The organism is Nocardia panacis, assembly GCF_003598715.1.
Classification (GTDB): Bacteria; Actinomycetota; Actinomycetes; order Mycobacteriales; family Mycobacteriaceae; genus Nocardia; species Nocardia panacis.
The window spans coordinates 649456-674992 of the sequence record NZ_QZFU01000016.1 but is presented as its reverse complement, the minus strand read 5'-3'; the positions used below and the strand labels follow the sequence as shown (position 1 = coordinate 674992).

The window sequence follows — 25537 nt, the reverse complement described above, 5'->3', positions numbered from 1 at the left end:
AATGGTGGTGCAGTACAAGATAATTCGAACCGAGACGCACATCGGAGGCCGGCATGGTTCGCGACGATCGCGGGTAGCGATTCTCCACCGAATCGGCCGTATACATTGGCGGAATGTCGAGATGCGCGGAGGTGGTCGCGGGTGCTGGAGATAGCCGGGCTCGATAAACGGTTCGGTGCCGTCACCGCGCTGCGCGAGCTGAGTTTCACCGTCGGCGCGGGCGAGATATTCGGTTTCGTCGGCAGCAATGGCGCGGGCAAATCCACGACCATGCGCATTGTGCTCGGGGTGTTGGCCGCCGACGCCGGGGTGGTCCGATTCGACGGTGCGCCGGTCGATTTCGCGCTGCGTCGCCGCTTCGGCTACATGCCGGAGGAGCGCGGCCTCTACCCCAAGATGCGGGTCGGCGAACAACTCACCTACCTGGCCGAATTGCACGGAATGGCGCGCGCCGAGGCCACCGCCGAGGTGGCGCGCTGGACCGAGCGGCTCGGCATCGCCGATAAGCGCTCCCAGTTCCTGCAGGCGCTGAGCCTGGGCAATCAGCAGCGTGTGCAGTTGGCGGCGGCGCTGGTGCACCGGCCGATCGCGCTGGTCCTGGACGAGCCGTTCTCCGGATTGGATCCGGTGGCGGTGGATGTGATGAGCGGCGTCCTGCGCGAACAGGCCGAAGCCGGTGTGCCGGTGATGTTCTCCAGTCACCAGTTGGAGCTGGTGCAGCGATTGTGCGATCGGGTGGGCATCATCGTCTCCGGTGGGATGCGCGCGGTCGGGGCGGTGGACGAGTTGCGGGCGCGCGGTGAGCGCCGCTTGGCGGTCTCGGTGTCCGACGCCCCGGCGACCTGGGCGCAGGACATTCCGGGCGTGCGCGTGCTGGGATCGGAGACCCGCGATGGCGGGCGCCTCGTACTTTCCCTCGATGAGGGTGTGGATGATCAGTTGGTGCTCGAAAGGGCGCTGGCGGCAGGCCCCGTGCGCCACTTCGCCTCGTACCGACCCTCGCTGAGCGAGCTGTATCGAGAGGTGGTGGCCTCGTGAAACGGCCCGATGCCCAGTATCTTCGGGCCGTCGGCCTGGTGGTTCGGCGCGAATTCCTGGCTCAGGTGCGGACCAAGGCGTATCGCATCGGTCTGCTGATCACGGCGCTGGGGATCGTCGCGGCGGCGGTGATCTACGCACTGGTGCACAAGGAGGGGCCGCGCACCGTCGATATCGCCGTCACCGGTCCGCTCGCCGCCGTCGCCGCGCAACTGCCCGAGACCGGCAAGGCGGCGGGTCTGGAGGTGCGGGTACACGCCGATCTCTCGGATGAGCAAGCCCGCCAGGAGGTTTCGAAGGGTGCGGCGGATGTGGCGCTGGTCGGCTCCGGGGCGGGCGCCTATACGGCCGTGGTGGCCAAATCGCTCGACGAGACCGTCAGCGCGGTGCTCACCTCGGTGGTGCGCACCGTCGCGTTGAATCAGGCGCTGAGCGCGGTCGGTGCCGACAAAACCGCGGTCTTGGGCGCGGTAAGCAAGGCGACGGTCGCCGTACAGACTCTGCAACCGGTCGATCCGCATCACGACGAGCGGGTGCGCATGTCGTGGGTGGTGTTGATCCTGCTGGTGATGTCGGTGATCAGCTTCGGTGTCTATGTTGCGATCGGAGTGGTGGAGGAGAAGTCCAGCCGCGTTGTGGAATTGCTGTTGGCCACAATTCGGCCGCTCCAACTCATGTGGGGAAAGGTGCTGGGGATAGGCGCGGCGGCGCTGCTACAGGTGGTGGTGCTCGGCGCGGTGGGTTCGGTGGCGGGCAGTTTCGCCGGACTGATCACCTTCAGTTGGACCGAGGCGGGCATTCTGCTGGCGGCCCTGGCCTGGTTCATCCTGGGCTATCTCCTGTACTCGCTGCTGTACGCCGCGGCGGGCTCGCTGGTGTCGCGGCAGGAGGAGGTGCAGGGAGCGACCGCGCCGCTGCTGCTGGTCATCATGGCCTCGTACTTCGTTGGCATCACGGTGATCTCGGAGCCGGACAATACCCTCGGCAAGGTACTCACCTGGATCCCGCCGCTGTCGGCCTTCGTCATGCCGATTCGGATCGCGGCCGGCGTGGCGCGGCCGGGGGAGATCGCGGGTTCGCTGCTGCTCATGGTGCTCGCCTGTGGTTTGGTGGCCATGGTGGCTGCCAAGATCTACGCGCGCAGCATTCTGCACACCGGATCGCGCATTACCTGGCGCGAGGCGGTGCGCGCTCGATGAATCTCTCCTGTGGATAAACGAATTCGGCCCCCGGTGCACACACCGGGGGCCGAATTCGACACACGCTAAGGCTGTTTGGAGATGTCGATCTTCTCGGTCGGCGGATCGTAGGGACCCGCGGACGGTCGGTGCTGACCCGCCCCGGCCGGAACCGGACCGCCGCCGCGCCGGGCCGAAGCTCCGGCGGAACCGCCGCCCAGCACCGCGAGGACAATCCCACCGATGAGCAGGATCGCGCCGACGATGCCCGCCACGATCGGCAGGGTACGGGCGTAGAGCGACAGCTTGTCCATATTGTCCTTGGCCACCGAGATCTGCGATTCGATGGTGTTCTCATCGAAGACCAGGTGCGACTTCAGTGCGGTGACCTCCGGCTTGTCGCCGGTGCGGGCGTAGAAAAGGTGCAACTGCTCGCCGCCCTTGATCACCGTGCCGGTCTCCGGCTCGACCCACAGGTCGCGGGTGTTGGTGTAGAAGCGGTACATGGTGATATCGCCCTCGCCCTCCACACCCCACTTCTTGGCGGGCAGGCTGAGCTTGCTGGTCGGCGTCGGGTAGACGTCGTTCAGATTCGTCACCGGGACGGTCTGCTGGAAGTGGTAGACCTCGAGATTATTGATCTCGGCCTGCTCGATGTACTTGATATCGAACGTCTTTCGCGCGTTCAGATCGAAGTACGGGTAGTCCTTCTTCTCGGTGCCGATCGGGAAGCGGTACTGCAAACCACTGTGCTGCACCGGATCCAGCACGCTCTGCAACTGCTTGTCCACATTCACCGCGATCGCGCCGTTGGGGTCTTTGTCCACCGGCTCACCGGACTTGCGGGAGATGGTGACGCGGTCGATGGTCGCGGTGAGCAGGCCGGTATCGCCCTGCTTATCGATGCGGCGCAGCGTTTGACCCGCCTGCACCGTCATCTCGTCGGCGTCGGAGGGGTCCTCGATGGTGAGGAAGCGCTGGGAGACGAGGGGCACATCCTTGTCGACCTTGGCCGAACCATCCGACGCGGTCAGCGATTTCGCGTCGAGGACCAGGCTCTCCTCACCGGGCTGGTTGGCGGCGATCGTGGTGATCTCCAGGTTGAGGGGAGTCTTGGCCAGCTTGCCGAGTGTGTAGGTGGGCACCATGATCGCGACGGCGATCAGCAGCGCGCCGAAACCTATGAGCAGGCAGGCGACCGTCCTTCTGGTACCGGCACTCAGTGCCATGCAAACACTCCTCGTCGTAGCACGTGTGGTTCCGGCAAGCCGTGGCTCCAGCGACTGCTGATCCCGGACCCACTGCGGCGCTCGTGAGCCCCGACACTAACAGCCCGGCCGCGCACCATGCGGTGCCGAGGCCGGATTCGGCGCAGAATCGCCCGAGTCTAACCCGGAATGTGAATACCGACATTCTCACCATTCGGCCCCGGTTCGCGACCATTGTTCCCCGGTGCAGCAGACTGGAGCCCGATGACAGCCACCGCGACCGCACCCGTTCCCGCAATCGCGGACCGAACCAGGCCATTCGTGCCCGCGCTCGAGGGTATGCGCGCAATGGCCGCGCTCGGTGTGCTGCTCACCCATGTCGCCTTTCAAACCGGTGCGACAAATACGCCGGTGTTCGGTCGGATCTGGGGCCGCTTCGATATGGCGGTCGCCGTGTTCTTCGGACTTTCCGGATTTCTGCTCTGGCGGCCGCACGCCGCCGCCGCGCGCGGAATCGGGAGCGCACCTTCGGTCGGCCATTACCTGCGTCATCGAGCGGCGCGGATTCTGCCGGCGTATTGGGCGGTGGTGGTCGCGGTGCTGGTGCTGCTTCCCAATGCGGCGGGTACGGCCGGGTTTCGAGTATGGCTGGCCAATCTCGCGCTGCTCCAGGTTTTCGTACCGCTCACGCTCACCGACGGACTTACTCAGATGTGGAGTCTTTCGGTCGAGGTCGCCTTCTATCTCGCACTGCCGCTGCTTGCCTTCGCGATGCGGTGGCTGCGTGGACCGGCCGCGCGCTGGCGCGCCCGCGCGGTGCTCGCATTCGGTCTACTGTGCCTGGGCTGGAACTTCCTGCCCGTGCCGACGCCCGACGCCATCCACGCCGACAACTGGTTGCCCGGCTATCTGCCCTGGTTCGCCGCGGGCATGCTCCTGGCCGAACTCGCCGACAGTGCCCACTCGCAGTCGCGACTGCGCCGGATACTCCGAAATCGGCCGCTGCTGTGGACCATCGCCCTCGTCGCCTTCCTGCTGTCGGCCACCGACCTCGCAGGCCCAATGGGTTTGACCCGCGCGCATCCATGGCAGTACGTCGCCAAAATGGGTTTCGGCGCACTGATCGGCTTCTGCCTACTCGCCCCGTTGATCCTCGACAACCGCCCGCGCCGCCGGCTCGAATCCCGAACGGCGGCCACCCTCGGCCGCTGGTCCTACGGAATCTTCCTCTGGCACTTGGCCATACTCTCCATCGTCTTCCCCGTTTTCGGGATCCTGCCGTTCCAAGGGAATTTCGGTTACGTCCTGGCACTCACGATCGGCCTCACCCTGCCCGTGGCGGCGGCGAGCTACGCCTTCATCGAGGATCCCGCCCGGCGTCTGGCGCGTCGATGGGATCGACGCCGGGTGCGCGAATCACCGATCCTTGCGCGGTAGCGGCAGCCGGAGTCGACCGCGCGCCGGTGGGAGTGCGGCGAGGCCGACCGCGATGACCGCGACCAGCGCGGGGAACTGCGCCCACAGCGATCCGCCCATGTAGCCGTGCGGGAATCGCCAAGGGCCGGTCGACAGCGCGGCCGCGGATACGGCGGTGCCGATACCCGCGAGGGCGGCCAATGTTGTCGGCGCGTGGCGGGGAAGGAAGTAGTAGGCCACTAGACCCGTGACGGCGATCGCCGACCCGATCGGGCCGGAGATGATCGTGGCGGCCGCGATCAGGGCGAGCGCGCCGACCGTGCGATTTCCCCACGTGCGCTGTGCGGAAGCCGGATCGGCCTCGGGGAAGTCGATCGACTCCGGAATATCTTGTGCCGCTGTGGTTTTTCGCAGGCGCAACCGGCTCAGCAGGGCGGTGGCGCGGTGGCGGCGCGGGAAGGCGAAGTAGAGGAGGGGGAGCAGCAGGAGCAGGCCGCCGAAGATGGCGAGGCGGTACCAGCGGTCGATGGGGAAGGAGAGGGTGATCGGGCCGGTGACGCCTGCCGGGATCAACCATGCCTGCTGCCAACCATTGACGACGATGGGGGACAGCGAGTGGCCGTCGGCAGTGCGGGCCTGCCAGCCGACATTGGTGCTCAAAGGGAGAACGAGCAGGTTGGTATCGGCCGGCGCCGCCAGGTCCGGTGCGACCGGGAGGTCGTTGCGATTCAGTTGGAGGCGGTCGACGGAGAACAGTTCCGTGGGGGCGACGGTGACCTCGGCGCGGCCTCGGGCGATATCGAAAGCGTCCGTCGCGTCCGGGTTCGTGCAGACACGGGCCGGAACCGGTGCGCCGGAACGCAATTCGGCGGCGGTCGCCGTCACACTGGTATGCAGGGCGCGTCCACCGAGTGCGATGACAGGTCCGGTGGCGCAGGGGATGGTGATGAGTCGGTCGGGGGAGGCGGGCGGCGGGTAGTCGGGGCCGAGGACATTGATCTCCGCCAGGCCCGCGGGTTGGGTGAGGATGAATCCGAGTGCGGTGCGGTCGAGTACGGGATGCCAGTCGAGCAGGCTGACCTCGATGCGGTCGGTGACCGTCGGGTGCAAGGAGATTCGGGTGGGCGCACCGCGTTCCAGTTCGCGCACTTGCGGACCCGCGCCGAGGTCGACAGCTACCGAAATCGGTGCGGCGGGCAGGCCGCCGAGCGACGGGGTCAGTTCGAGTCCGGTCACCAGTGTGGGGGCGGGCAGCTCAAGGGTGAGAGTCGGTTTGCCGCCGGTTGTTTGGCGCACCGAATCCTCGGGCGCGGTCCAGGCGGTGCGCGGATCGCCGTCGGTGGCGGCGAAGGCGGAACCGCGCAGATCGCCGACATCGCCGTGCCCGCGGGCCACCGGGCGGTCGTGGTCGGTGAGCAGCGCGGCCAGTGCCGGACCCTGTCGGGTGCGCACGGTCAACTCCGGGGCGACGGTCATCGATTCGGGCACGGACAAAGTGCGTTCGAAGGTGCCCGATTCCTCCGGGGCGAGGGCTAGTCCCTTGTGGCAGCGCACTCGATCCGGCGCGTCGAAACAGGCACTGCGACCGGGAAATTCCTGTCCGAGGTCCCAGCCGCGCACGGTGGCGCCCGCCGGGGGTGCCGGAAGTACGGTGCGATGGCGGATATCCACGCGCACCGGTTCCGCACGGTTGGTGTAGTCGTCGAGCGTGAGTTCGCTGATACCGAACTGACCGCCGCGGGTGCCGCGCTCGGTGTGCATCGCGGTGATCCGAACCCAACGGGTGCGACCTGGTGCCAGCGAAATCGACACCGGTGCACCGGGTTTCGGTATCAGCGCGGAAACCGTCCCGTTCTCGGTCGCCACCGCGACCCAGCGCACCGGATCGCCGATCGCTGCGGTGCTGGTGGTGAGGGTGAGCAACCCGGCCCCGATCGGATGATCCAGATCCAACCGAACCCACTGCCCGAGTGCGCGTTCCGCGCCATTGCTGATCCAGGCGGTGGACGGATCCCCGTCGACCATTGCCGCCGTCGAACTTCCCGGCGCGGTCCCTCCGATCTGCGTCGCATCCGCTGCGGAACTGGCAGCCGTAATCGTCGCCCCCGACCACTCCCCTTCCACCAACTCCGCCCCCGGCACCGCGTAATCCGGCGCCAAATTGTGCGTCCGTCGCGGATCCCCCGGCCCCCGCAGCGCCGAATTGTGATTGTCGACCTGCCCGAAATCCGCCTCCCGATCCATCGGCGTATCGGTCAGCACCACCCCGTCGACCCGCACCCCGGCCCGTGCCGCATCCGCCGCCAAAACCCGAGGCCCTATCTCCTCCGAACCATTTCGGGCGGGCACCCGCTGTCCGCGACCGCCGGTTTCGGTCGCGCCGTCGCCAACCGCATCGGTGGGCCGCTGCGGTCCCACAACGTCGGGTTGGCCCCATTCGGAATCGGTGGTGCGATCACGTGGTGCGCCATGCGCGGTGCGGTTGAGCCTTTCCAGGACCTCGGGTCCGCCTTGGACAGCGTGGACATCGGCGAGCGGGACCGTATAGGCGCCGGGAAATGCGATGGGCGCGCCAGTGCCGCTGTGGATTTCGGCCGGTGCACCGGGTTGGGCACCGAGGACGCGATAGATCTCGATGGCGGGATAGGTGGGCCGCAGGTCGCCGTCGGCGACGAGATCGTCGGCCAGGACGGAAGTTCGGACGGGTGGGCCGAACTCGGTGACCTTGGTGATGCCGGGGGAGTGCTCGATGGCCTGGTGGGCCAGGAGGGGCCGGGTGGAGCGGGAGGTTTCGGGGTCGAGGTCGTTGCGCAGCACCAGGATTCCGATGCCCTGGTCGAAGAGGGTGCGGGCCAGCCCAGTGGAGGGGCGGCCGTCGGCGATGAGGCGTTGGACGGAGTCCATGGCGCGGATGGTGCCGGGTGGGTTGAGAGGCACCGAGTCGCGAATCGCCCACGGGGTGCCGGCGAGTGCCTGTAGCGGTTCGTCGCGGGTCAGTCCCCAGATCTGGCTGCCGAAGGGTGCGCCAGGGACGACGAGCGCCCTGGTGTCGGCGGCGTTGTCGGCCAACCAATCCGCGGTCTGCTGCCAGTAGGCGGGTACGCGGTCGTAGGCTCCGCGCGGGGCGAGTTTCCCGGTCCAGGCCAGTGAGGTGGACAGCGTCAACGCGGCCAGGACGAGCGCGGCCAGCGCGACGGACCGGTCGCGTTCGGGATGGGCGAAAGCGTTGCGCCACACCGGCATCGGCACCGAGGCGGGCAGCGGCACCCGGCCGAGCAGGTGGGCGAGCCCGAGTGCCAGCGGAATGCGGATGAGCGGTTCCAGCTTGTGCACGTTGCGCAGCGGCGCACCACCGGAATCGAGGAATACGCGCACCGATTCGGCGAACAGGCCCCCCAGTTGACCGGCGTACCCGGCGCAGATCCCGACGATCCCGACGAGCAGGATCAACGTGAGTCGGCCGCGAAAAGGCATGGACCGCATGGCGAGTCCCGCCATACCCGCCGCCGCGAGCAACCCGGTGGCCAGGACGGCGGCGGGTTGGGTGACCAGCACCGCGCCCGCGATCCGCTCAGGGGAGACGAAGGGTGTCCAACTGTCGGTGCCGCGCAGCACTTCCGACAGCGCGGCCCACTGTGTTGTCACACCGGAGGATTCGATGTAGTCGAGGAACGGCGGGCTGACCTTGCCGAGCAGCAGCAGCGGCACCGCCCACCAGAAGGTCGCGAGCACCAGCAGCGGCACCCACGCCGCCGTGAATCGCCACCATCGCCGCGAGGGCCGGTAGGACCCCCACCACAGCAGCGCGGGCAGGAAGGCCGCCACCGTCGCCACCGCGTTGACCGCCCCCATGAGCGCCAATGCCAGCGCACTTCCGGCAGGCGATCGCGCCCCGCCGAATCTCCGCGCCTGCTGACGGCGTCGTACGCCGAGGGCGGCCGGGGCGAGCAGCACCCACGGCGCGAGCATCATCGGCAGCGTCTCCGAGGAGATGGATCCGAGGGTGGTCAGCACGCGGGGTGCGAGCGCGAAGGTGAGCCCCGCGATGACGCGGGAGCCGCGTCCGCCGATACCGAGGAGTTCGCAGAGCCGGATGATGCCCCAGAATCCGGCGAGCAGCAGCAGCGCCCACCAGACACGCTGGGTGATCCACGCGGGTATCCCGAGCAGATGTCCGACGGAGAAGAAAGCGCCGTGCGGAAAGAAGTAGCCGTAGGCCTGATTCTGCACCTGACCCATGGGTGCCTGACTGCTCCACATATGCGCGGCGCGTTCGAGGAAGCCGAGGGGGTTCTGGGCCAGATCGTATTTCGTGTCGGCGACGGTCAGGCCCGGTGCCTGGAGGAAGGTGAGCAGGAATGCCGCGACAACGGATCCGGCGAACCAGCCTCGGCCCAGTGGCGCGGTGTGCGCGGCGGCTGCGGCTGCGGCTGGAATCAGCGGCTGCCGTACTGCACGTCATTGAGTAGCGAGGAGTCCTTGTCACCGCTGCGATCGATAGTGGGCACGGAGTTCTGTTCGACGGCCATGGTGATCAGGAAGACCGAGGCCACGCCCAAGAGGCCGCCGACGACCGCGCTGGCAACACCGGGGACGGCAAACTTCATCGCGCACTCCAATACTTCGATGCAGGCACATTCCGGGCCAACCTAGCAGGACCGTCGGGTCGGGTGTGCTCGCAGCCCGTCGATCGGCCGGTGCCGGGTCTCAGTTCTCCGGCGCCGCGCACCGCAATCCGCCGAGGAATGTGCGCAGTTTGGCGGTGGTCTCGTCGAGTTCGGCGTGCGGATCGGAGGCCGCCACGATCCCGCCGCCCGCGAAGGCCCGCACGGCGCGTCCGTCGCCGGAGATCTCGGCGCAGCGGATGGCGACCAGCCAGGTCCCGTCCCCGCGCGCGTCGCACCAGCCGACCGCGCCGCCGTAGAAGCCGCGATCCGGCTCCGATTCGATGATGGTGTCCAACGCCAGTTGGGTCGGCGTGCCGCAGACGGCGGGTGTCGGATGCAGCAGTACGGCCAATTCGAGCGCGGTCGGCGCGGGCTGCCGCAGGGTGGCGGTGATGGGCGTGGCCAGATGCCAGACCTCATTGGTGCTGACCAATTCCGGGCCGTCCGGGATGGTCAGTTCCCGGCAGACCGGCGCGAGCCGCTCCCGAATCCAGTCGATGACGTAGGCGTGTTCGGTCCGATTCTTGCTGCTGGCGAATAGTTCTCGCGCCTGCTGCGCGTCGACGGTCGGATCGGTGCTGCGCGGCAGGGTGCCTGCGAGTGGTCGCAGCGTGACGGTGTCGCCCTGCCGGGTGACCAGCACCTCCGGGGTGGCTCCGACCAGTGCGGCGGCCCGGCCCGATGGCGTCAGGTCCACCGCGAACACATTGGCCTTCGGGTGTCGCACCAGCAGGTGGGCGGCGGTGAGTTCCGGATCGAGCGGCGCCTGCGCCTCGGCCAGGACCGAGCGGGCCGCGACCACCTTGCGCAGCGGTCGCGCGGGATCGTCGAGCTGTTCGACGAGTTTGGTCACTCGCGCGACATGTTCTGCGGGACTGGGCAATTCGGAGACGACACGCACCGGGGGCAGGTCCGGCACCGCGGCGGGCCGCCAGGGACCCGCGGTGTGTTCGGCCCGGTCCGGCTGGGCCAGGGCGGCGGGGCGGCGCGGGTCGAAGGGCAGCGCGCCGACGATCAGCTCCGCCGCGCCCGACCGCAGCGCCGCGACGGCGCGTGCGGGGTCGTCGTAGGCCGCTCGCAGTCCGGAGGCCCGCAGCACGCCCGCGGGCTGGGCGAGCAGAAATCCGTACATGCCAAAACCCTAGCCCCATACTTCTACTGATTCGGGGCGAGCGAGACCGCTCTCACTTTCCGGGAGGCACCACCAGCACGGGCCGATGACAGTGTTTGAGCACCGCGTCGGCGACGCTGCTGTGCAGCAGGGCGCGAATTCCGGTGGCGCCGCGCGTACCCGCGACAATGATGTCGACATCGAGATCGTCGGCGCATTCGACGATGGCATTCCAGACGGTGCTCGCGCATTCGGCGGTGCGCGCCTCGGCATTGAGTCCGGCGAGTTTGGCCAGCCGCACGCCCTCGGTATTGATGGCCTTGGCGTCGACGTAGGCGATGTCCTCGATTTCCTCGTCGGGCAGCCATTCCGGCTGCATGACACCCGATATCCCGGACAGCCGGGCGGCTTGGCGCACCATGGGCTCCCAGGCGGTGACGACGACGGCTCGGTTCGCGCTGAGGAAACGCCCGGCGTATTCGATGGCCCGCTTGGCGTTTTCGGATCCGTCGTAGGCGATGAGCATCAGATCGCAGGGCATGGCGACCTCCTGGGAACGCGCCGTAGCATTCGCTGTGTTGCCTTCGCTGTGTAGCTTTCACTGCGGGGGCAGCCGCACGGCTACATATTCAAGAATACCCGTTGTCGCAGAATGTATTCGCCCCGGCACGCGGGCGATTCGACTGTTTCCGAGAATCCGGTGCACGCTTCGAATAGTGCTGCCGCCCAATTCTATTTGCCGAAATTCCGGTGCGCGGGGACCCGCCCGCGCGGCCGACCCGCGCGCGCATTACGGTGGGGTCCCATGCGGAAGACGCCCCTCGCGCTGTTCGCGCTGCTGGCCGCCGTCGCGACGTCGTGTTCCAGCGGTGGTGACAAATCACCCACCACCACGACAGCCGCCGCGCCCACCAGCGCGGTGAAATCGGCCACCCCGGTGACCGGCGCAGGCGGCGACTGCCGCAGTGCGTATCTCGCGCGCTTCACCACCCGCCAGAAGCTGGCCCAGTTGTTGACCGTCGGTGTGACGGGCGCCGCCGATGCCACGCGGGTGGTGCGCGACCAAGGTGTCGGCGGCATCTTCGTCGGCGGATGGACCGATCGCGCGCTGCTCGCCGAGAAGCAGATCGTCCAGGTCAAGGCCGCCGCCAAGGCTCCGCTCATGGTGACGATCGATGAGGAGGGCGGCCGGGTCTCGCGGGTCAAGGATCTGATCGGCGCCGCGCCCTCGGCGCGGGTGACCGCGCAGACGATGAGTCCGGACGAGTTCTACCGGGCCACGCTGACCAGGGGGCGGGCGCTGAAGGATCTGGGTGTCACCGTCGATTTCGCCCCCGATGTGGATGTCAGCGGCGAACCCGATGACGCGGTGATCGGCGATCGTTCCTTCTCCGATGACCCCGATGTGGTCACCCGCTATGCCGAGGCCTACATCCGTGCGATGCGCGAAGTCGGCGTCGGCACGGTGATGAAGCATTTCCCTGGTCACGGCTCGGGATCGGGTGATTCGCATCGCGGTGCGGTCCGCACACCGCCGCTGGAGCAATTGCAGCAGTCGGATCTGGTGCCGTTCCGGAACCTGATCGATTCGGGTGCGGCGGTCATGGTCGGCCACCTCGATGTGCCGGGACTGACCGCACCCGATGTGCCCGCCAGCATCAGCCCGGAGGTGATGCGCCTGGTGCGCGAGGGTTCCGGCTATGGTGCGCAGCCGCTGCAGGGTCCGATCTTCACCGACGATCTCGGCGGTATGGCCGCGATCACCGCGCGGATGTCCATCGAGGACGCGGTGGAGGCGGCCCTCGAGGCGGGTGCCGACAGTGCGCTGTGGATCACCACCGATGCGGTGCCCAGCGTGCTGGACCGATTGGAGCGGGCCGTCGCTTCGGGCAAACTGCCCATGTCGCGGGTGGACGATTCGGTCATCCGGCTGGCGCGTTTCAAGGATGTGCCGCTGGGTTGCTAGCAGCAAAAACGTCTGCCGAAACTTACCTTGGAGTAATATAAGGGCTTCACCATGCGGTAGGAGAGTGATGGCGGGCGGAACGAAGCGACTTCCTCGGGCGGTTCGTGAGCAGCAGATGCTCGACGCCGCGGTGGAGGTCTTCTCGCGCAAGGGTTTCCACGATACTTCGATGGATGCCATCGCCGCCGAGGCGAAAATCTCCAAGCCGATGCTGTACCTGTACTACGGCTCCAAGGACGAACTTTTCCGCGCCTGCATCCAGCGCGAGGGTATGCGCTTCATCGAGTCGGTGGCCCCGGCGGGCAATCCGCTGCTCAGCCCGCACGAGCAGTTGCGCACCGCGCTTGAGGGCTTCCTCGGCTTCGTCGACAACAACCGCCACTCCTGGCATGTGCTCTACCGCCAGGCGATCGGGCAGCAGGCCTTCGCCTCGGAGATCGAGAACGCGCGCGAGCGGGTCATCGAGCTCACGGCCAAACTCCTGGAATCCAGTGCGAAACACGCGGAACCGGGCACCAATTTCGATATTGTCGCGGTCGCCGTCATCGGTGCGGGCGAGGCCATCGCCGATCGGGTGGCGAGCGGTCGGATCGAGGTATCCGAAGCTGTGGACCTGCTCGACGATCTGGCCTGGAGCGGCCTGGCCGGGCGCAAGAAGGCCGAATAGCGATATCGCCGAGGCGTATGAGCTACTGCGCCAATCGAATTCGAGCCTGCGGGCCGCGCCCGCGGCCGACGGGTGCTGCGGCGACTGCTGACCGGGAAGCGGTGTGGGCAGCGCATCGCGACCCACACCGTTGGACTCACCTGATGGTGGCGGTCAAATGGGGATATCCCTTGCGGGGATGGCGCAGCGCCAGGTCCCATCCGCCTTCGACGTGGTCGGCGTAGACATTGACCGTCGAGGGCAGCAGGATCGGCTTGCCGAATTTGACCGCGTAGGTGGCCTTTTCGGGTATCCGGCCCTCGATGGCGCCGAGAATCGCCGCGGCAGACCACATGCCGTGGGCGATCGTGCGCCCGAAGCCGAATGCCTTGGCCCCCAAGGTGGAGATGTGGATCGGGTTGTGATCGCCCGAGGCCGCCGCGTAGCGGTTGATGGTGCGCTGGTCCACCCGCAGCGTGCGCAGGGGCGGTGGCGGCGCCTGCTCGGGCTGCGGTGCGGGTTTCGGCTGATCCGACAGCGAGGTGCGCTGCTGGTGCAGGAAGGTGGTGACCTGCCGCCAAACCTCCTCCCGACCGACATTGACCGAGGTGATCGCGTCGACGAGCAGACCCTTCGGATGTTCGCGCAGGTTCGCGATGTGGGTGGTGAAGTCCAGCGGTTCGCTCACCGAGATCTCGCGGGCGCGTTCGATGAGGTTGTTCGCGTGCACCGCGCCCACCGCGACGAACGGGAAGTCGCGCGCCACCACCAACTGCATGGCCAGCGGGAAGGACAGGATGAACGGGTAGGTCAGCGGTAGCGCGTCGCCGAAGCGCAGTCCGGTGGCCTTGCAGTAGGCCCCCAGGTGCTCCGGGTCGACCCGGTAACCCTGCATGCGGATCACCCGGTCGGGCAGGGTGGGCTTGCGCGCCGAGATCAGCGGCACCGGAACGGCCCCCAGCGCGGCCTTCACGAAAAGGCCTGCGTGCTTGGGTGGTTCGGTGAGGGTGATGGTCTGGGTCATCATGCTCCGATCAGTGCCTGACCGCAGACGCGAACCACGTTGCCGCTCACCGCATTGGAGGCCGGGCCTGCGAAGTAGGCGATGGTCTCGGCGACGTCGACGGTCTGACCGCCCTGGTAGAGCGAGCTGAGCAGCCGACCCGCCTCGCGGGTGCCGAGCGGGATGGCCGCCGTCATGGCGGTTTCGATGAAGCCGGGCGCGACGGCGTTGATGGTGATGCCGTGCTCGGCCAACTTGGGCGATTCGGCATCGACCATGCCGATGACGCCCGCCTTGGACGCGCCGTAGTTGGTCTGGCCGCGGTTGCCCGCGATGCCCGCGATGGAGGACACATCGATGACCCGGCCGCCTGCCTTGAGCGCGCCGCGCGCCACCAGGCCCTCGGTAATCCGGTGCGGCGCGGCGAGATTCACCTCGAGCACGGCCTTCCAGCGGCCCTCGTCCATATTGGCGAGCAGCTTGTCGCGGGTGATGCCCGCGTTGTGCACGATGATGTCGATGCCGCCGAAGCGTTCGGTGGCGAATTCGGCCAATTTCTCGGCGGCGTCGGGCGCGGTGACATCCAGCGCGAGCGCCGTGCCGCCGACCTTGTTCGCGGTGGCCGAGAGCGCTTCGCCCGCGGCCGGGATATCGGCGACGATGACCTTGGCCCCGTCGCGCGCGAACACCTCGGCGATGGTCGCGCCGATACCGCGCGCCGCACCGGTGACCACGGCGACCTTGCCCTCGAGTGGGCGATCCCAGTCGGCGGGGGCGGTGGCGTCGTCCTTGCCGACGCGGATGACCTGTCCGTCGACGAAGGCGGATTTGGCCGAAAGCAGGAAGCGCAGTGTGGATTCCAGCCCGGTGGCCGAGGCGGACGCCTCCGGGTGCAGGTAGACCAGCTGCGCGGTGGCGCCGCGCAGTAGCTCCTTGCCGACGGAGCGGGTGAAGCCCTCGAGCGCGCGCTGGGCGATCTGCTCCTGCACGCTCGCGGCCAATTCCGGGGTGGTGCCGACAACCAGCACCCGGCCCGAGGCGGCGATGCCGCGCATGGCGGGCTGGAAGAATTCGAACAGTTGGGCCAGCTCATCGATCGAGGCGATGGCGGTGGCGTCGAAGACGAGCGCGCCGTATTTGGTGCCGGGGACCGGTGTTTCGGCGAAGGTGTAGTCCGAGAGCAGGTTTCGGATGGCATCGGCCGTGCGGCCCTTGCCGCCGAGCAGGACAGGGCCGGGCAGCGGCGGCTCGCCCTTCGCGTAGCGGCGCAGCGTCTCGGGCTTGGGCAGGCCGAGTTTGCCTGCGAGGAATGCGCCGGGCGCGGAATGGATGAACGATCCGTAGAGGTTGGGAGCGCCCTTACTCTTGCTGGCTGCCACTGTTCCTACCTTTTCTGTGTGTACGTGCGGCGTTCAGGTCCCGGTGTCGACAATGAACTTACTCCAGAGTAAGTTTAATGTAAACAACGCGACGTGGCGCCGGTCGGTGTGCAATGCAGCTGTGTGCAGTGCACACCGACACGGGCCGCCGGACCCGCACCGACGAGACCATGGAGACTCGAGTGACAACGAAGACCCGTTCGGCGAAGACCACCGCCCAACCAGGTAAGACCGCCCGCCCGGTCGCGATCGTCGGCGGCAATCGCATTCCGTTCGCCCGCTCCGACGGCAAGTACGCGCACGCCTCCAATCAGGACATGTTCACCGCCGCGCTGAACGGTCTGGTCAGCCGGTTCGGTCTGCAGGGCGAACGTCTGGGCATGGTGGTCGGCGGCGCGGTGCTCAAGCGGGTCGGCGAGCACGGCATGGTGCGCGAAAGCGTGCTCGGCAGCACGCTTTCCCCCTACACCCCGGCACACGATCTCCAACTCGCCTGCGGCACCGGCCTGCAATCGATCGTCACCGTCGGCGACGCCATCGCGCTGGGTCGGATCGAGGCCGGTGTCGGCGGCGGCACCGACACCACTTCCGACGCGCCGATCGGGGTGAGCGAATCCCTGCGCGAATGGATGCTCGACGCCAATCGCGCCCGCTCCAACCGGGATTACGTGAAGCTGGTCGGTCGGTTGCGGCCGAATATGGTCGGCATCGAGATCCCGCGCAACGCCGAACCGCGCACCGGAATGTCGATGGGCGAGCACGCCGCCATCACCGCCAAGGAGTTCGGCGTCAGCCGCGAAGCCCAGGACGAACTGGCCTACCTGTCGCACCGGAATATGGCCGCCGCCTACGATCGCGGCTTCTTCGACGACCTGGTCACCCCGTTCCTCGGCCTGACCCGCGATGACAACCTGCGCCCGAACTCCACGATCGAGAAGCTGTCCACGCTCGAGCCGGTCTTCGGCACCAAACTGGGCGAGGCCACCATGACGGCGGGCAACTCAACCCCGCTCACCGATGGCGCTTCGGCGGTGCTGCTGTCGAGCGAGCAGTGGGCCGCCGAGCGCAATCTGCCGGTGCTGGCCACTCTCGTCGACAGTGAGGTTGCCGCGGTCGACTACGTGCACGGCCCGGACGGGCTGCTCATGGCCCCCACCTACGCGGTGCCGCGCCTACTGGCCCGAAACGGGTTGACGTTGCAGGACTTCGACTTCTACGAGATCCACGAGGCGTTCGCCTCGGTGGTGCTGGCCACCTTGCAGGCGTGGGAGTCCGACCAGTACTGCAAGGAGCGGCTGGGCCTCGACGGCGCGCTCGGGTCCATCGACCGGAGCAGGCTCAATGTCAACGGGTCCTCGCTGGCCGCGGGTCACCCGTTCGCCGCGACCGGCGGGCGCATTGTCGCGTCGGCCGCGAAGATGTTGGCGGAGAAGGGGTCCGGGCGCGCGCTCATCTCCATCTGCGCCGCGGGCGGCCAGGGCGTGGTGGCGATCCTGGAGCGCTGAAACGACTCGAGGGTGGCATTCGGCCGGAATCGGCCGGGTGCCACCCTTTTTCGTCCGCTCGCTATGCGGGCAGATTCTTGTTGCCCAACTTGCCCATGAACTCCTGTACGGCGGCGCAGGGTTCGAGTGTCGGCGCCTGATCGCCATGCTTGCGCGTGGTGAACACGACGCTTCCGGATGAGGTCTGCAGGCCCAGCAGACAACCAATGTGGTTGCCGTCCTGGCGCGCGTTGAAGACGATCATTTGCCTGCCGTAGTAATTGGTCCGCCGGACATTTACGACTTTGGGGGACTGTGCTATCTGGTCGATTGTCTGATCGTCGGTGTTGATTTGCAACTCGTACTTCCCATCGGATGACAGCCAATGACAGCCCGGTGCGGGGGAGTTGGGGTTTTTGTTCCGTTCTTTCGAGCCAGGATTCAACCCTGCGGCAGAGATGTCGGCGGATGGAATGTCGCAGGAATCCCAGGGTTCGTCCGAGACCGGTGTGGCGGTTTTGGTGGTAGGCGTGCCGCCACTGGAATCGGTGCGCGTGGTCTCCGGGGCGGACCCGCCATCGGCCTTGGCCGTGGTGGGCGCATTCGCCTGCGCGCTCGTCGAACTGGTTGCGCCTGTCGTTCCCTTCGTGGGTGTGACGTCCTCGTTGCACGCGCTGAGCAGCAGTGCCGCGCCGCAGGTCACGGCGGTGACCAAGTACTTGGATGCGCTGATCTTCATTTGTAGAGCTCCTTTACTTTTCAGGCTGTTCACAACAGATCGACGAGCGCTCAGGGCTCCGGACGGTCAGAACCCGTGTCCGGTCAGCAGTTGAACGGCATTCGGCCGGAATCGGGCTGGTGCCACTCTTTTTCGTGTCGCCGACTATGACGGCAGGGATATGCCCAACTTGCCCGCGAACTGCTGAACGGCGTCGCATGGCTCCTGCTCCGGCTGCTGATCCGCGTGCTTGCGCGCGGTGAAAAGCACGTTTCCGAAGGAAGTCTCGGTGGCCAACAGGCAACCGATGTTATTGCCGTCCTGCCGCGCGTTGAAGACGATCGTTCGTCTGCCGAAGAACGCGATCCGCCGGACATTCACGACTTTGGGAGACTGAGCTATCTCATCGACTGTCCGATCGTCGGTCTCGATGAGCAGCTCGTAGTTGCCATCGCTCGACAACCACTGGCATCCCCATGCGCGGGGGTTGGGGAGGCTCCTGCGTTCTTTCGTGGCCGGGTCCAACCCTGCGGCCGCGATGGAGCCGGACGGGATTGCGCAGGGATCCCAGGACGCCGGATCGACAACGACCGTCGTGGTGGTGGTCGTCGTGGGTTCGGTGCGGGTGGTTTCCGGGAACGGGTTGGGCCTGGTCGTGGTGATCGGGTGCGGCTGCGTAGTCGTCGAATCCGGCGCGGTCGTCGTACTCGGCGCGGCGGTCGTCGTACTGGGCGCGGTCGTCGGCGCGGCGGTCGTCGGGCTCGGCGCTGCTGTCATCGAACTCGTCTCACTACGCAGGACGATTTCCTCGTTGCAGCCGCTGAGCAGCAGCGACGCGCCACAGGTCACGGCGACCATCAACTGCTTGGACGCGCTGATCTTCATCTATCGGGTTCCTTGCGTTCGCCTTGGCGGTTCCGAAGGGTGGCACCCGGCCGGAATCGGCCGGGTGCCACCCTTCTTCGTCGGCTAATCCCGGAGGTTCTTGCTGAACTTGACCGCGATGGCCTGGCCGACATCGCAGGCGTCCGGAGCCGGCTTGAGGTCATGGCTGCGCAACACGTAGTCAACCGTCCCGTACGAGACCTCGGTGCTGATGATGCAGCCGATGTGGTTGCCGTCCTGGGCCGCGTTGAAGATCATCACGTTCCGACCATCGATCTTGATTCGCCGGAGATTCTCGTAGCTGCCGGGCTTCAAATCACCCCACTTCCTGCCGAGCGATTCGATGATGACTTCGAACCTGCCATCGTTGGTCAGCCACTGGCAGGAGTTCTCGAGTGGGTAGTTGAGGTTCTCGGTTCGCCGCTTTTTGGTGGACGTGTTCAAGCCTGCGGCGCTGACGTTGGGATCCATGATCGCGCAGGGGTCCCAAGGTTCGTCCGAGACCGGGGCGGCTTTCTTGGTCGTCGGCGCGTTCCCACCGGCCTCGGTGGGCGTGTTGCCCGCGGCGGAGCCACCGCCGTTGCCGCCGGCCTCGGTGGGGGTGTTCCCCGTGGCGGAGCCACCCTCCGCCTTGGCCGTGGTGGGCGCGCCCGCCGCGGCGCTGGTCGATGCCGTCGAGCCTGTCGCGCCCTTGGTGGGGGTGACGTCCTCGTTGCATGCGCTGAGCAGCAGTGCCGCGCCGCAGGTCACGGCGACGATCAACTGCTTGGACGCGCTGATCTTCATTTATCGAGTTCCTTTACCTGTCAGGCTTTTTCATGGAAGATCGACGAGCCGTCGTAGCTCGGGGGAGCCAACCGGGTCGGTCAGAACCCATGTCCGGTCAACAGTTGGAACGGCATGCTGAGGAACATCATGGCCACGTACAGCGGGTAGCGGATCGGGTCGCCGCTGAGGTAGCCCTCGGACAGCCAGGTCATCAAGTCTGCGGAACCCACGATGCGTCTCCCTCGGTAGTGGACAATTTTGTCCGGTAGCGATCTTTTCTGTGGGACATGTCGATCGCTCGGGTCCGCTTGTTACGAACCAATTTTCATGGGCAATCCGACAGCACTTGATTAGAGTAGGGCCAGCGCGTCACCAGGTTGTTCCCTCTATTGGTAAGTCGACTTCGGCGGGTGCTCGTGAGCTGTGCTAGAGGTTGTCCGTTCGAACCGGCGCTCGCGGACGGTAGCGGGTTGCTGACCTCGAGTCTTGCTCGTTCGAAGAGGTCGATGTCGATCGGTGGCGATCTCTGGTCGCCGCTCCGGTTGTCGGCGGTGATATGTCTCATAATTCCCTCGTTGGGATTTATTCAAGTATTGCGTGCATTGATCAGCAACTTTGCAGCAATTTGTGATTCCCGCGACAGGTCGCCCAGTGTGCGAACCCTGTTGCCTGCGCCGTGAACTGTGTGTTTACGTATTCGTTACCTGCTGTGCCGCCCAGATAATGCGGTCTGCCATGCCATTTCCGGCTCGGACCCCGGTTCTGCCCTCGGCGGTAAATCGAATCGTGATCGCGCGTGCTTTGTCGTTGGAGGGATGTACTGCTGATGCGTATTGGAAAAGCAATGCGGGCCGGGGCGGCCGCATTGACCGCAGCGATCGCCCTCGGCCTCGCGAGCACCGGTTCCGCGCACGCGAGCGAAATCGACCGCTACCTCGACCTGCCGCTGACCAACCGGAATGCCGCGAGCGCGCCGGGCGGAGTGAATCCGGACCTGCCCTACGACCACGCCGAACTGGGTCGGCTGCTGGATCAGGCCAGGGCCGAGGGCGTCGCGCCGACCCGATATGCCGCGCTGCTGTACCAGTACTGGCTGGTCGACGCCACCGGCAAGGCCGGAATAGATCTGCGCTCGTGGAATCCGCGCGCGGGCGTAGCGGCCAACCGGGACAACCTGATTCGCTCCTACCGCTACTACGAGGATCTGCAACTGGCCCACCGCGAATTGCAGTGGGCGGGCATGGGCGGACAGGTCGGCGCCGACTTCGGCGGCGGGCTGGTCGATTTCGAACTCATGGGCGCCCTCTACTCGCTGCCCGGTATCGCCGAGGCCGCGCGCGGCGTGGTGGGCGCGGTGACCAATGCGGCGGGACCGCAAGTCGCGCAGCGACTTCCGCGCGGACTCAGTGCCCTGGCCACTGCCGGATCGCGGATCACACCCGAGGATCTGAACTACATCATCGGGATGATCCTGGTAATGCAGAAGAACATCTTCTCGGACCTGATGCCAATGCACGACGCCTACGTCACGGCGGGTCTGCCCGCGCTGTCGGAATTCATGGCCGCCGGGTTGTTCGGCGCCGACATCATGTCCGCCTGGCGCGAGGTTGCTTCCGGCGATCCCGATCGCATCGCCGCGGGCAATGCCGTGCTGCTGCGCCGCGAGCAGCAGTGGGCGGTCGGCGCGCAGTGGGACGAAGTGCGTTCCTACAAGGGCGAGATCGGCGAGGCCATCACCTACCTGACCGGTGCGGCAGGCTCACCCTCCGTCGCCGCAGTGGTGCCGATGCGCGAATTCCACCCCGCGCGAATCCCTTTCACCACGCCCGACGGTCGGCCCGCACTGCTCACCCTGCCGCTGCCGGACTGGAACTGGTCGGAATTCGACGCGCGCTGGGACTACATCACCACCGAACTGCTGCCCAAATACCGCGGACAGGTCGAAAACAATTGGCCCGCACTGGAAGCCGCCATGCGCGTGCCCTACGAGCAGCAGCTGGAATCCAAGCGGCCGCTGCTGAATATGCCGCAACTGCTCGAATCCGCGGCACACGAAGTGAAGGTGGAGGCGAGCTGAGATGACTCGTTGGAAGCTAGTCGTCGCGGCGCTCGCCGCACTGGTCCTCGGCACGGGAACCGCGGCAGCGCAACCGCAGACCGGCACGCCGAGCCTCGGTCAGGTTTTCAACGGCTTCGTGGTCGGTCAATTCACCGGCGCGCGAATCGCCACGCCGGACCAGGCCTTTCAGGCGCTGACCGCGAACGACCCGTTCTATCGGGAACCCGCGCTCACCGGATCGGAACAGCCGGGGACGCTGCTGAAGGCCAAGAAGGTCGATGTCATGTTCGGCGGGGTCACCCCGCCCGACGTCGAGGCGTACAAACTCATGTACGTCACCACCGGAGTCGACGGCAGCACCCCGGCGGTCAGTACGGGGATCCTGATGATCCCCAAGGACGGTCAACCCGCCGACCAAAAGCGGTTGATTTCCTACCAGGAGGCCAATGACAGCGTCGGCTGGTCCTGCCATCCCAGCACCCAGTGGACCGGCGGCGATCCGCTCGACGGCGCGTCCTGGTCCGCGCTCGGCCCGCTGGCGCTCATGTTCGGCAAGGGTTACGCGGTGATGATCTCCGACGTCGGCAATGACGCCGACCGCAACCCGCACGGCGTCTTCGCGGGCAAATTCGCCGCGCACGCCCAACTCGACGGCATCCGCGCGGCCCTGCACCACCGCCCGGCCGGACTGAATCCGCAGGCGCAGGTGGCACTGTTCGGCATCGCGGGCGGCGGTGTCGGCGCGGCCTTCTCCGCCGAACTCGCCCCCGCCTACGCGCCCGAACTCGCGGTGAAATCCACCGTGCTCGAGGGCATGGTCGTCAACACCCGCAACTTCCTGCGCGTGGCCGACGGCTCGGTCGGCTCCGGATTCGCGCTGGCCACCCTGCTCGGCATGGAGCCCGCCTACCCGCAGATGCGCGTCGAGGAGAAGCTGACCCCGGCGGGGCGGGGCATCGCCGACTTCTTCCGAACCCAGTGCCAGACCCCCGCCTACTTCGGGCTGCCCCTGCTACCGCTGCGCACACTGTTCACCTCCGGGGTCGGCCCGGCCGACGAACCCGATTTCCAGCAGGCGTTCGAAGACAATGTCCTCGGCCGCTCCGGCACCCCGAAATCCAAGGTGCTCATCGCCTCCTGCGCCAAGGACGACTCGTTCATGTCGCTGGTGCCCGCACAGGAATCCAGGGATCTCGCCGAAACCTATCGCGAACGCGGCACGGACGTCACCTACGAGCCCACCGATTGCTCCATGACCCGCATGCTGACCGACCTCTACGGATGGGGCGCCGACCTGTTCGGCATGCAGACCATCGACTGGATCGACCGGCAGTTCGACTGACAGATCGGCCCTCGCCCGCCGAAAACGGTTGAGCGAGGGCCGATTCGGTCACTTAGACGGCAACTCGTTGTGGCCGCCGAACGCCTTGCGCATCGCGGAGAGCACCTTGTCGGCGTAGAGCGATTCACCGCGCGAAGAGAAGCGGGCGAACAGCGCCGCCGACAAAACCGGCGCGGGCACACCCTCATCGATGGCGGCATCGACGGTCCAGCGACCCTCACCGGAATCGGAGACCCGGCCGCCGAAGGATTCCAACGCCGGATCGGCGTGCAACGCGCCCGCCGTCAGGTCCAGCAGCCAGGACGCCACCACCGAACCGCGCCGCCACAACTCGGTGACCTCGGGAACGTCGATGTCGTACTGGTAGTACTCGGGATTGTCGAGCGGGGTCTCCTCGGCCGAGTGCTGATCATCGCGCTCCTTGCCGATATTGGCCTTGTGCAGGATATTCAAGCCCTCGGCGTAGGCGGCCATCGCGCCGTACTCGATACCGTTGTGCACCATCTTGACGAAATGACCCGCGCCCGCCGGACCGCAGTGCAGGTAACCCTGCTCGGCAGGTGACGGCTCACCGGTGCGGCCAGGGGTGCGCTCGGCGGCCGCGACACCCGGAGCGATGGACTTGAGCAGCGGTTCGATATGCGCGACGGACTCCGCCTCACCGCCCACCATCAGACAGTAGCCGCGCTCCAGACCCCACACGCCGCCGGAAGTGCCGATATCCAGATAGTGAAGGCCCTTGGGCCGCAACGCCTTCGCCCGCTTGACGTCCTCGTGGTAGCGGCTGTTGCCGCCATCGATGATGATATCGCCCGGCTCCAGCAGTTCGGCGATCCGCTCGATCACCGCACCCGTCGCACCGGCCGGAATCATCACCCAGACAATGCGCGGCTTCTCCAGCAGTGCGATGAACGCCGGGTAATCCGTGGCGCCCTGGAAGCTGTCGCCGAGTTCGTCGGCGAACTCCTTGATCTGTTCCGCATTCCGCGAGTAGCCGACGGCGGTGTGCCCATCCCCGACGATGCGGCGCACGATATTGGCACCCATTCGGCCGAGGCCGATCATTCCCAGCTGCATACCATCCATCTCCCTCGTTCAGTCCGAGCCGTGTGGCGAGAGTCGAGCACGATTGTCCCGCGTCGATCCCCGATCATGTCGGCGGGCATCTGTAACGCGCCGAACGCGACACCGATAAATGGGTTGCCCCGCGCAGTTGCCAGACCCCCGACCCGGCAACTACGCGGGGCTTTCACTGCCACGATGCGCCCGATACGCCGCATTGCGGTGGCGGCAACGGCGCGCCCCCGTAGCGGCAACTATTCTGGGCGGCGGTCGCGCGCTGTGCGCGACCGGAAGCCAACTGAAAGCGTGGAGGACGGTTCGTGACGAGCGAGTCGACTGCCAGGCGCCGCGACCGAAAGAATGCGGGTGAGGTCGGACTGCGGCGGCTGCTCGAATCGAACCGGATCACGCCGGACGGGGGGAGTCCCGAACAGACGCGGCCCGAACCGGCGCAGGAACCCGAGACACGGGATTCGCGCGGCGGCGCCGATCCGGCGTTGCCCATGTGGCCGGAGGAGCTGATCGGCCCTGCGCGGGGCAGACGGTCTGCGGACTCGCGCGGTCGGGGCGTGCGTGAGCATGCGCCGTTGGCGGAGAACCCGCGTGGAAACGAGGGGGCAATCCCGCCCCGCGATATGGGGCCGGGCGTGCAGTCCGAGGATGTCACCGGCCCGGCCGGGGTATCGGGGAGTTCGCGCAGCGGAGGACGCGATCGGGCTGTGCCCGGATCGCCCCGCGATGAGATTGCAGCTATGTCGCCGCGCGATGAGGCCGCGCCCATGTCATCTCACGACGAGACCGCGCCCACGTGGACCCGCGACGGCGGGGGGCGGATGTGGCCTCGTGATGAGGTTGTGCCGCAGGTGTTTTCGCGTGATGAGGGTGTGCCTGGCTCGCTGCGCGATGAGACTGCGTCCGCCTTGCCCCGTGATGAGGGTGTGCGCACCTGGTCTCACGATGGGGTCGTGCCCGGATCGCCCCGCGATGAGGTTGTACCTGTGTCGCTGCGCGATGAGACGGTGCCCGTGTGGCCCCACGACGCTGGTGGGCGCATGTGGCCTCGTGATGAGGTTGTGCCGCAGGTGTTTTCGCGTGATGAGGGTGTGCCCGGCTCGCCGCGTGCTGAGACTGCGTCGGCGTGGCCCCGTGATGAGGGTGTGCCTGCGTGGTCTCGTGATGGGGCTGTGCCCGGCTCGCCCCGTGATGAGGCTGTACCTATGTCGGCGCGCGATGAGACGGTGCCCGAGCGGCCCCACGACGGCGGTGTGCGTATGTGGCCTCGTGATGAGGTTGTGCCTACGTCGCCGCGTGCTGAGACTGCCCCTGCGTGGCCCCGTGATGAGGGTGTGCGCACCTGGTCTCGCGATGGGGTCGTGCCCCTGTCGCCTCGTGATGACGCCGCGCCCATGTCGCCGCGTGATGAGACCGCGCCCGCGTGGCCCCACGAGGACGGCGTGCGGAAGCGGTCTCGTGATGAGGTTGTGCCGCAGGGGTTTTCGCGTGATGAGGGTGTGCCCGGCTTGCCGCGTGCTGAGACTGCGTCGGCGTGGCCCCGTGATGAGGGTGTGCCTGCGTGGTCTCGTGATGGGGCTGTGCCCGGCTCGCCC

At 67.0% G+C, this 25537-nt stretch carries 20 protein-coding genes; 8 read left to right on the top strand and 12 right to left on the bottom strand.

The genetic code is table 11. The features are described 5' to 3' along the window. Positions 1-141: 141 nt before the first annotated feature. Both D5S18_RS11290 and D5S18_RS11285 read left to right on the top strand, forming a co-directional pair. Positions 142-1038 (top strand): ABC transporter ATP-binding protein, encoded by an 897-nt coding sequence (locus D5S18_RS11290; protein ID WP_120039735.1) that lies wholly within the window; start codon positions 142-144, stop codon positions 1036-1038. Continuing rightward, positions 1035-2237, top strand: coding sequence for an ABC transporter permease (locus D5S18_RS11285; RefSeq protein ID WP_120039734.1), 1203 nt, complete (start codon positions 1035-1037; stop codon positions 2235-2237). Before D5S18_RS11290 ends, D5S18_RS11285 begins: the two co-directional genes overlap by 4 nt. Positions 2238-2302: 65 nt before the next feature. Here D5S18_RS11285 and pgfA read toward each other — a convergent pair whose 3' ends face one another. Beyond that, positions 2303-3445, bottom strand: coding sequence for a cell envelope lipid trafficking protein PgfA (gene pgfA, locus D5S18_RS11280; RefSeq protein WP_120039733.1), 1143 nt, complete (start codon positions 3443-3445; stop codon positions 2303-2305). 243 nt (positions 3446-3688) lie between these two features. On the opposite strand from pgfA, the gene D5S18_RS11275 reads away from it, so the two are divergent. Further along, positions 3689-4861: an acyltransferase family protein gene (locus D5S18_RS11275; protein ID WP_120039732.1), complete on the top strand. Its 1173-nt coding sequence runs from the start codon at positions 3689-3691 to the stop codon at positions 4859-4861. Here D5S18_RS11275 and D5S18_RS11270 read toward each other — a convergent pair. From D5S18_RS11270 to D5S18_RS11255, 4 genes are all read right to left on the bottom strand, one after another. Then, a complete protein-coding gene (locus tag D5S18_RS11270; RefSeq protein ID WP_203236707.1) occupies positions 4841-9277 on the bottom strand; it encodes a DUF3367 domain-containing protein in 4437 nt (1478 codons plus the stop codon). The two genes, D5S18_RS11275 and D5S18_RS11270, sit on opposite strands and share 21 nt — an antisense overlap. Further along, on the bottom strand, positions 9277-9447 hold the full coding sequence (locus D5S18_RS11265; RefSeq protein WP_120039730.1) for a DUF2613 domain-containing protein: 171 nt from the start codon (positions 9445-9447) through the stop codon (positions 9277-9279). Before D5S18_RS11265 ends, D5S18_RS11270 begins: the two co-directional genes overlap by 1 nt. A gap of 100 nt (positions 9448-9547) precedes the next feature. Continuing rightward, on the bottom strand, positions 9548-10639 hold the full coding sequence (locus D5S18_RS11260) for an isochorismate synthase (protein WP_120039729.1): 1092 nt from the start codon (positions 10637-10639) through the stop codon (positions 9548-9550). A gap of 52 nt (positions 10640-10691) precedes the next feature. Then, positions 10692-11159 (bottom strand): universal stress protein, encoded by a 468-nt coding sequence (locus tag D5S18_RS11255; RefSeq protein ID WP_120039728.1) that lies wholly within the window; start codon positions 11157-11159, stop codon positions 10692-10694. 264 nt (positions 11160-11423) lie between these two features. On the opposite strand from D5S18_RS11255, the gene D5S18_RS11250 reads away from it, so the two are divergent. After that, positions 11424-12584 carry a glycoside hydrolase family 3 N-terminal domain-containing protein gene (locus D5S18_RS11250; protein ID WP_120039727.1) on the top strand — a complete coding sequence of 387 codons (1161 nt, stop codon included), beginning with the start codon at positions 11424-11426 and terminating at the stop codon, positions 12582-12584. 67 nt (positions 12585-12651) lie between these two features. Further along, positions 12652-13251 (top strand): TetR/AcrR family transcriptional regulator, encoded by a 600-nt coding sequence (locus D5S18_RS11245; protein ID WP_120039726.1) that lies wholly within the window; start codon positions 12652-12654, stop codon positions 13249-13251. A 136-nt stretch (positions 13252-13387) separates the two neighbouring features. Here D5S18_RS11245 and D5S18_RS11240 read toward each other — a convergent pair whose 3' ends face one another. Next, on the bottom strand, positions 13388-14254 hold the full coding sequence (locus D5S18_RS11240; RefSeq protein ID WP_120040605.1) for a MaoC family dehydratase: 867 nt from the start codon (positions 14252-14254) through the stop codon (positions 13388-13390). Then, a complete protein-coding gene (locus D5S18_RS11235) occupies positions 14254-15612 on the bottom strand; it encodes a 3-oxoacyl-ACP reductase (RefSeq protein WP_120039725.1) in 1359 nt (452 codons plus the stop codon). The genes D5S18_RS11240 and D5S18_RS11235 overlap by 1 nt, the downstream gene beginning before the upstream one ends. A 170-nt stretch (positions 15613-15782) precedes the next feature. On the opposite strand from D5S18_RS11235, the gene D5S18_RS11230 reads away from it, so the two are divergent. Then, positions 15783-17117 (top strand): acetyl-CoA C-acetyltransferase, encoded by a 1335-nt coding sequence (locus D5S18_RS11230; RefSeq protein ID WP_203236706.1) that lies wholly within the window; start codon positions 15783-15785, stop codon positions 17115-17117. A 61-nt stretch (positions 17118-17178) separates the two neighbouring features. Here D5S18_RS11230 and D5S18_RS11225 read toward each other — a convergent pair whose 3' ends face one another. The 4 genes from D5S18_RS11225 to D5S18_RS36100 all read right to left on the bottom strand — a co-directional run bounded on the left by D5S18_RS11225 (position 17179) and on the right by D5S18_RS36100 (position 19697). Then, the gene (locus tag D5S18_RS11225; protein ID WP_120039724.1) at positions 17179-17835 is read right to left on the bottom strand and encodes a DUF3558 family protein; all 657 of its coding nucleotides are present in this window, start codon (positions 17833-17835) and stop codon (positions 17179-17181) included. Positions 17836-17979: 144 nt separating this feature from the next. Then, complete coding sequence (locus D5S18_RS11220; RefSeq protein WP_239003728.1) at positions 17980-18591, bottom strand: DUF3558 family protein; 612 nt, start codon at positions 18589-18591, stop codon at positions 17980-17982. 192 nt (positions 18592-18783) lie between these two features. Then, complete coding sequence (locus D5S18_RS11215; RefSeq protein ID WP_120039722.1) at positions 18784-19485, bottom strand: DUF3558 family protein; 702 nt, start codon at positions 19483-19485, stop codon at positions 18784-18786. Positions 19486-19565: 80 nt separating this feature from the next. Further along, on the bottom strand, positions 19566-19697 hold the full coding sequence (locus D5S18_RS36100) for a hypothetical protein (RefSeq protein ID WP_282434842.1): 132 nt from the start codon (positions 19695-19697) through the stop codon (positions 19566-19568). A 596-nt stretch (positions 19698-20293) separates the two neighbouring features. Between D5S18_RS36100 and D5S18_RS11210 the strand changes: the two genes are divergently transcribed. After that, positions 20294-21544 carry a hypothetical protein gene (locus D5S18_RS11210; protein WP_120039721.1) on the top strand — a complete coding sequence of 417 codons (1251 nt, stop codon included), beginning with the start codon at positions 20294-20296 and terminating at the stop codon, positions 21542-21544. Between the two features lies 1 nt (position 21545). Further along, a complete protein-coding gene (locus tag D5S18_RS11205) occupies positions 21546-22868 on the top strand; it encodes a lipase family protein (RefSeq protein WP_120039720.1) in 1323 nt (440 codons plus the stop codon). A 48-nt stretch (positions 22869-22916) separates the two neighbouring features. Here D5S18_RS11205 and gnd read toward each other — a convergent pair whose 3' ends face one another. Next, positions 22917-23945: a phosphogluconate dehydrogenase (NAD(+)-dependent, decarboxylating) gene (gnd, locus tag D5S18_RS11200; protein ID WP_120040601.1), complete on the bottom strand. Its 1029-nt coding sequence runs from the start codon at positions 23943-23945 to the stop codon at positions 22917-22919. Positions 23946-25537: the final 1592 nt, after the last annotated feature.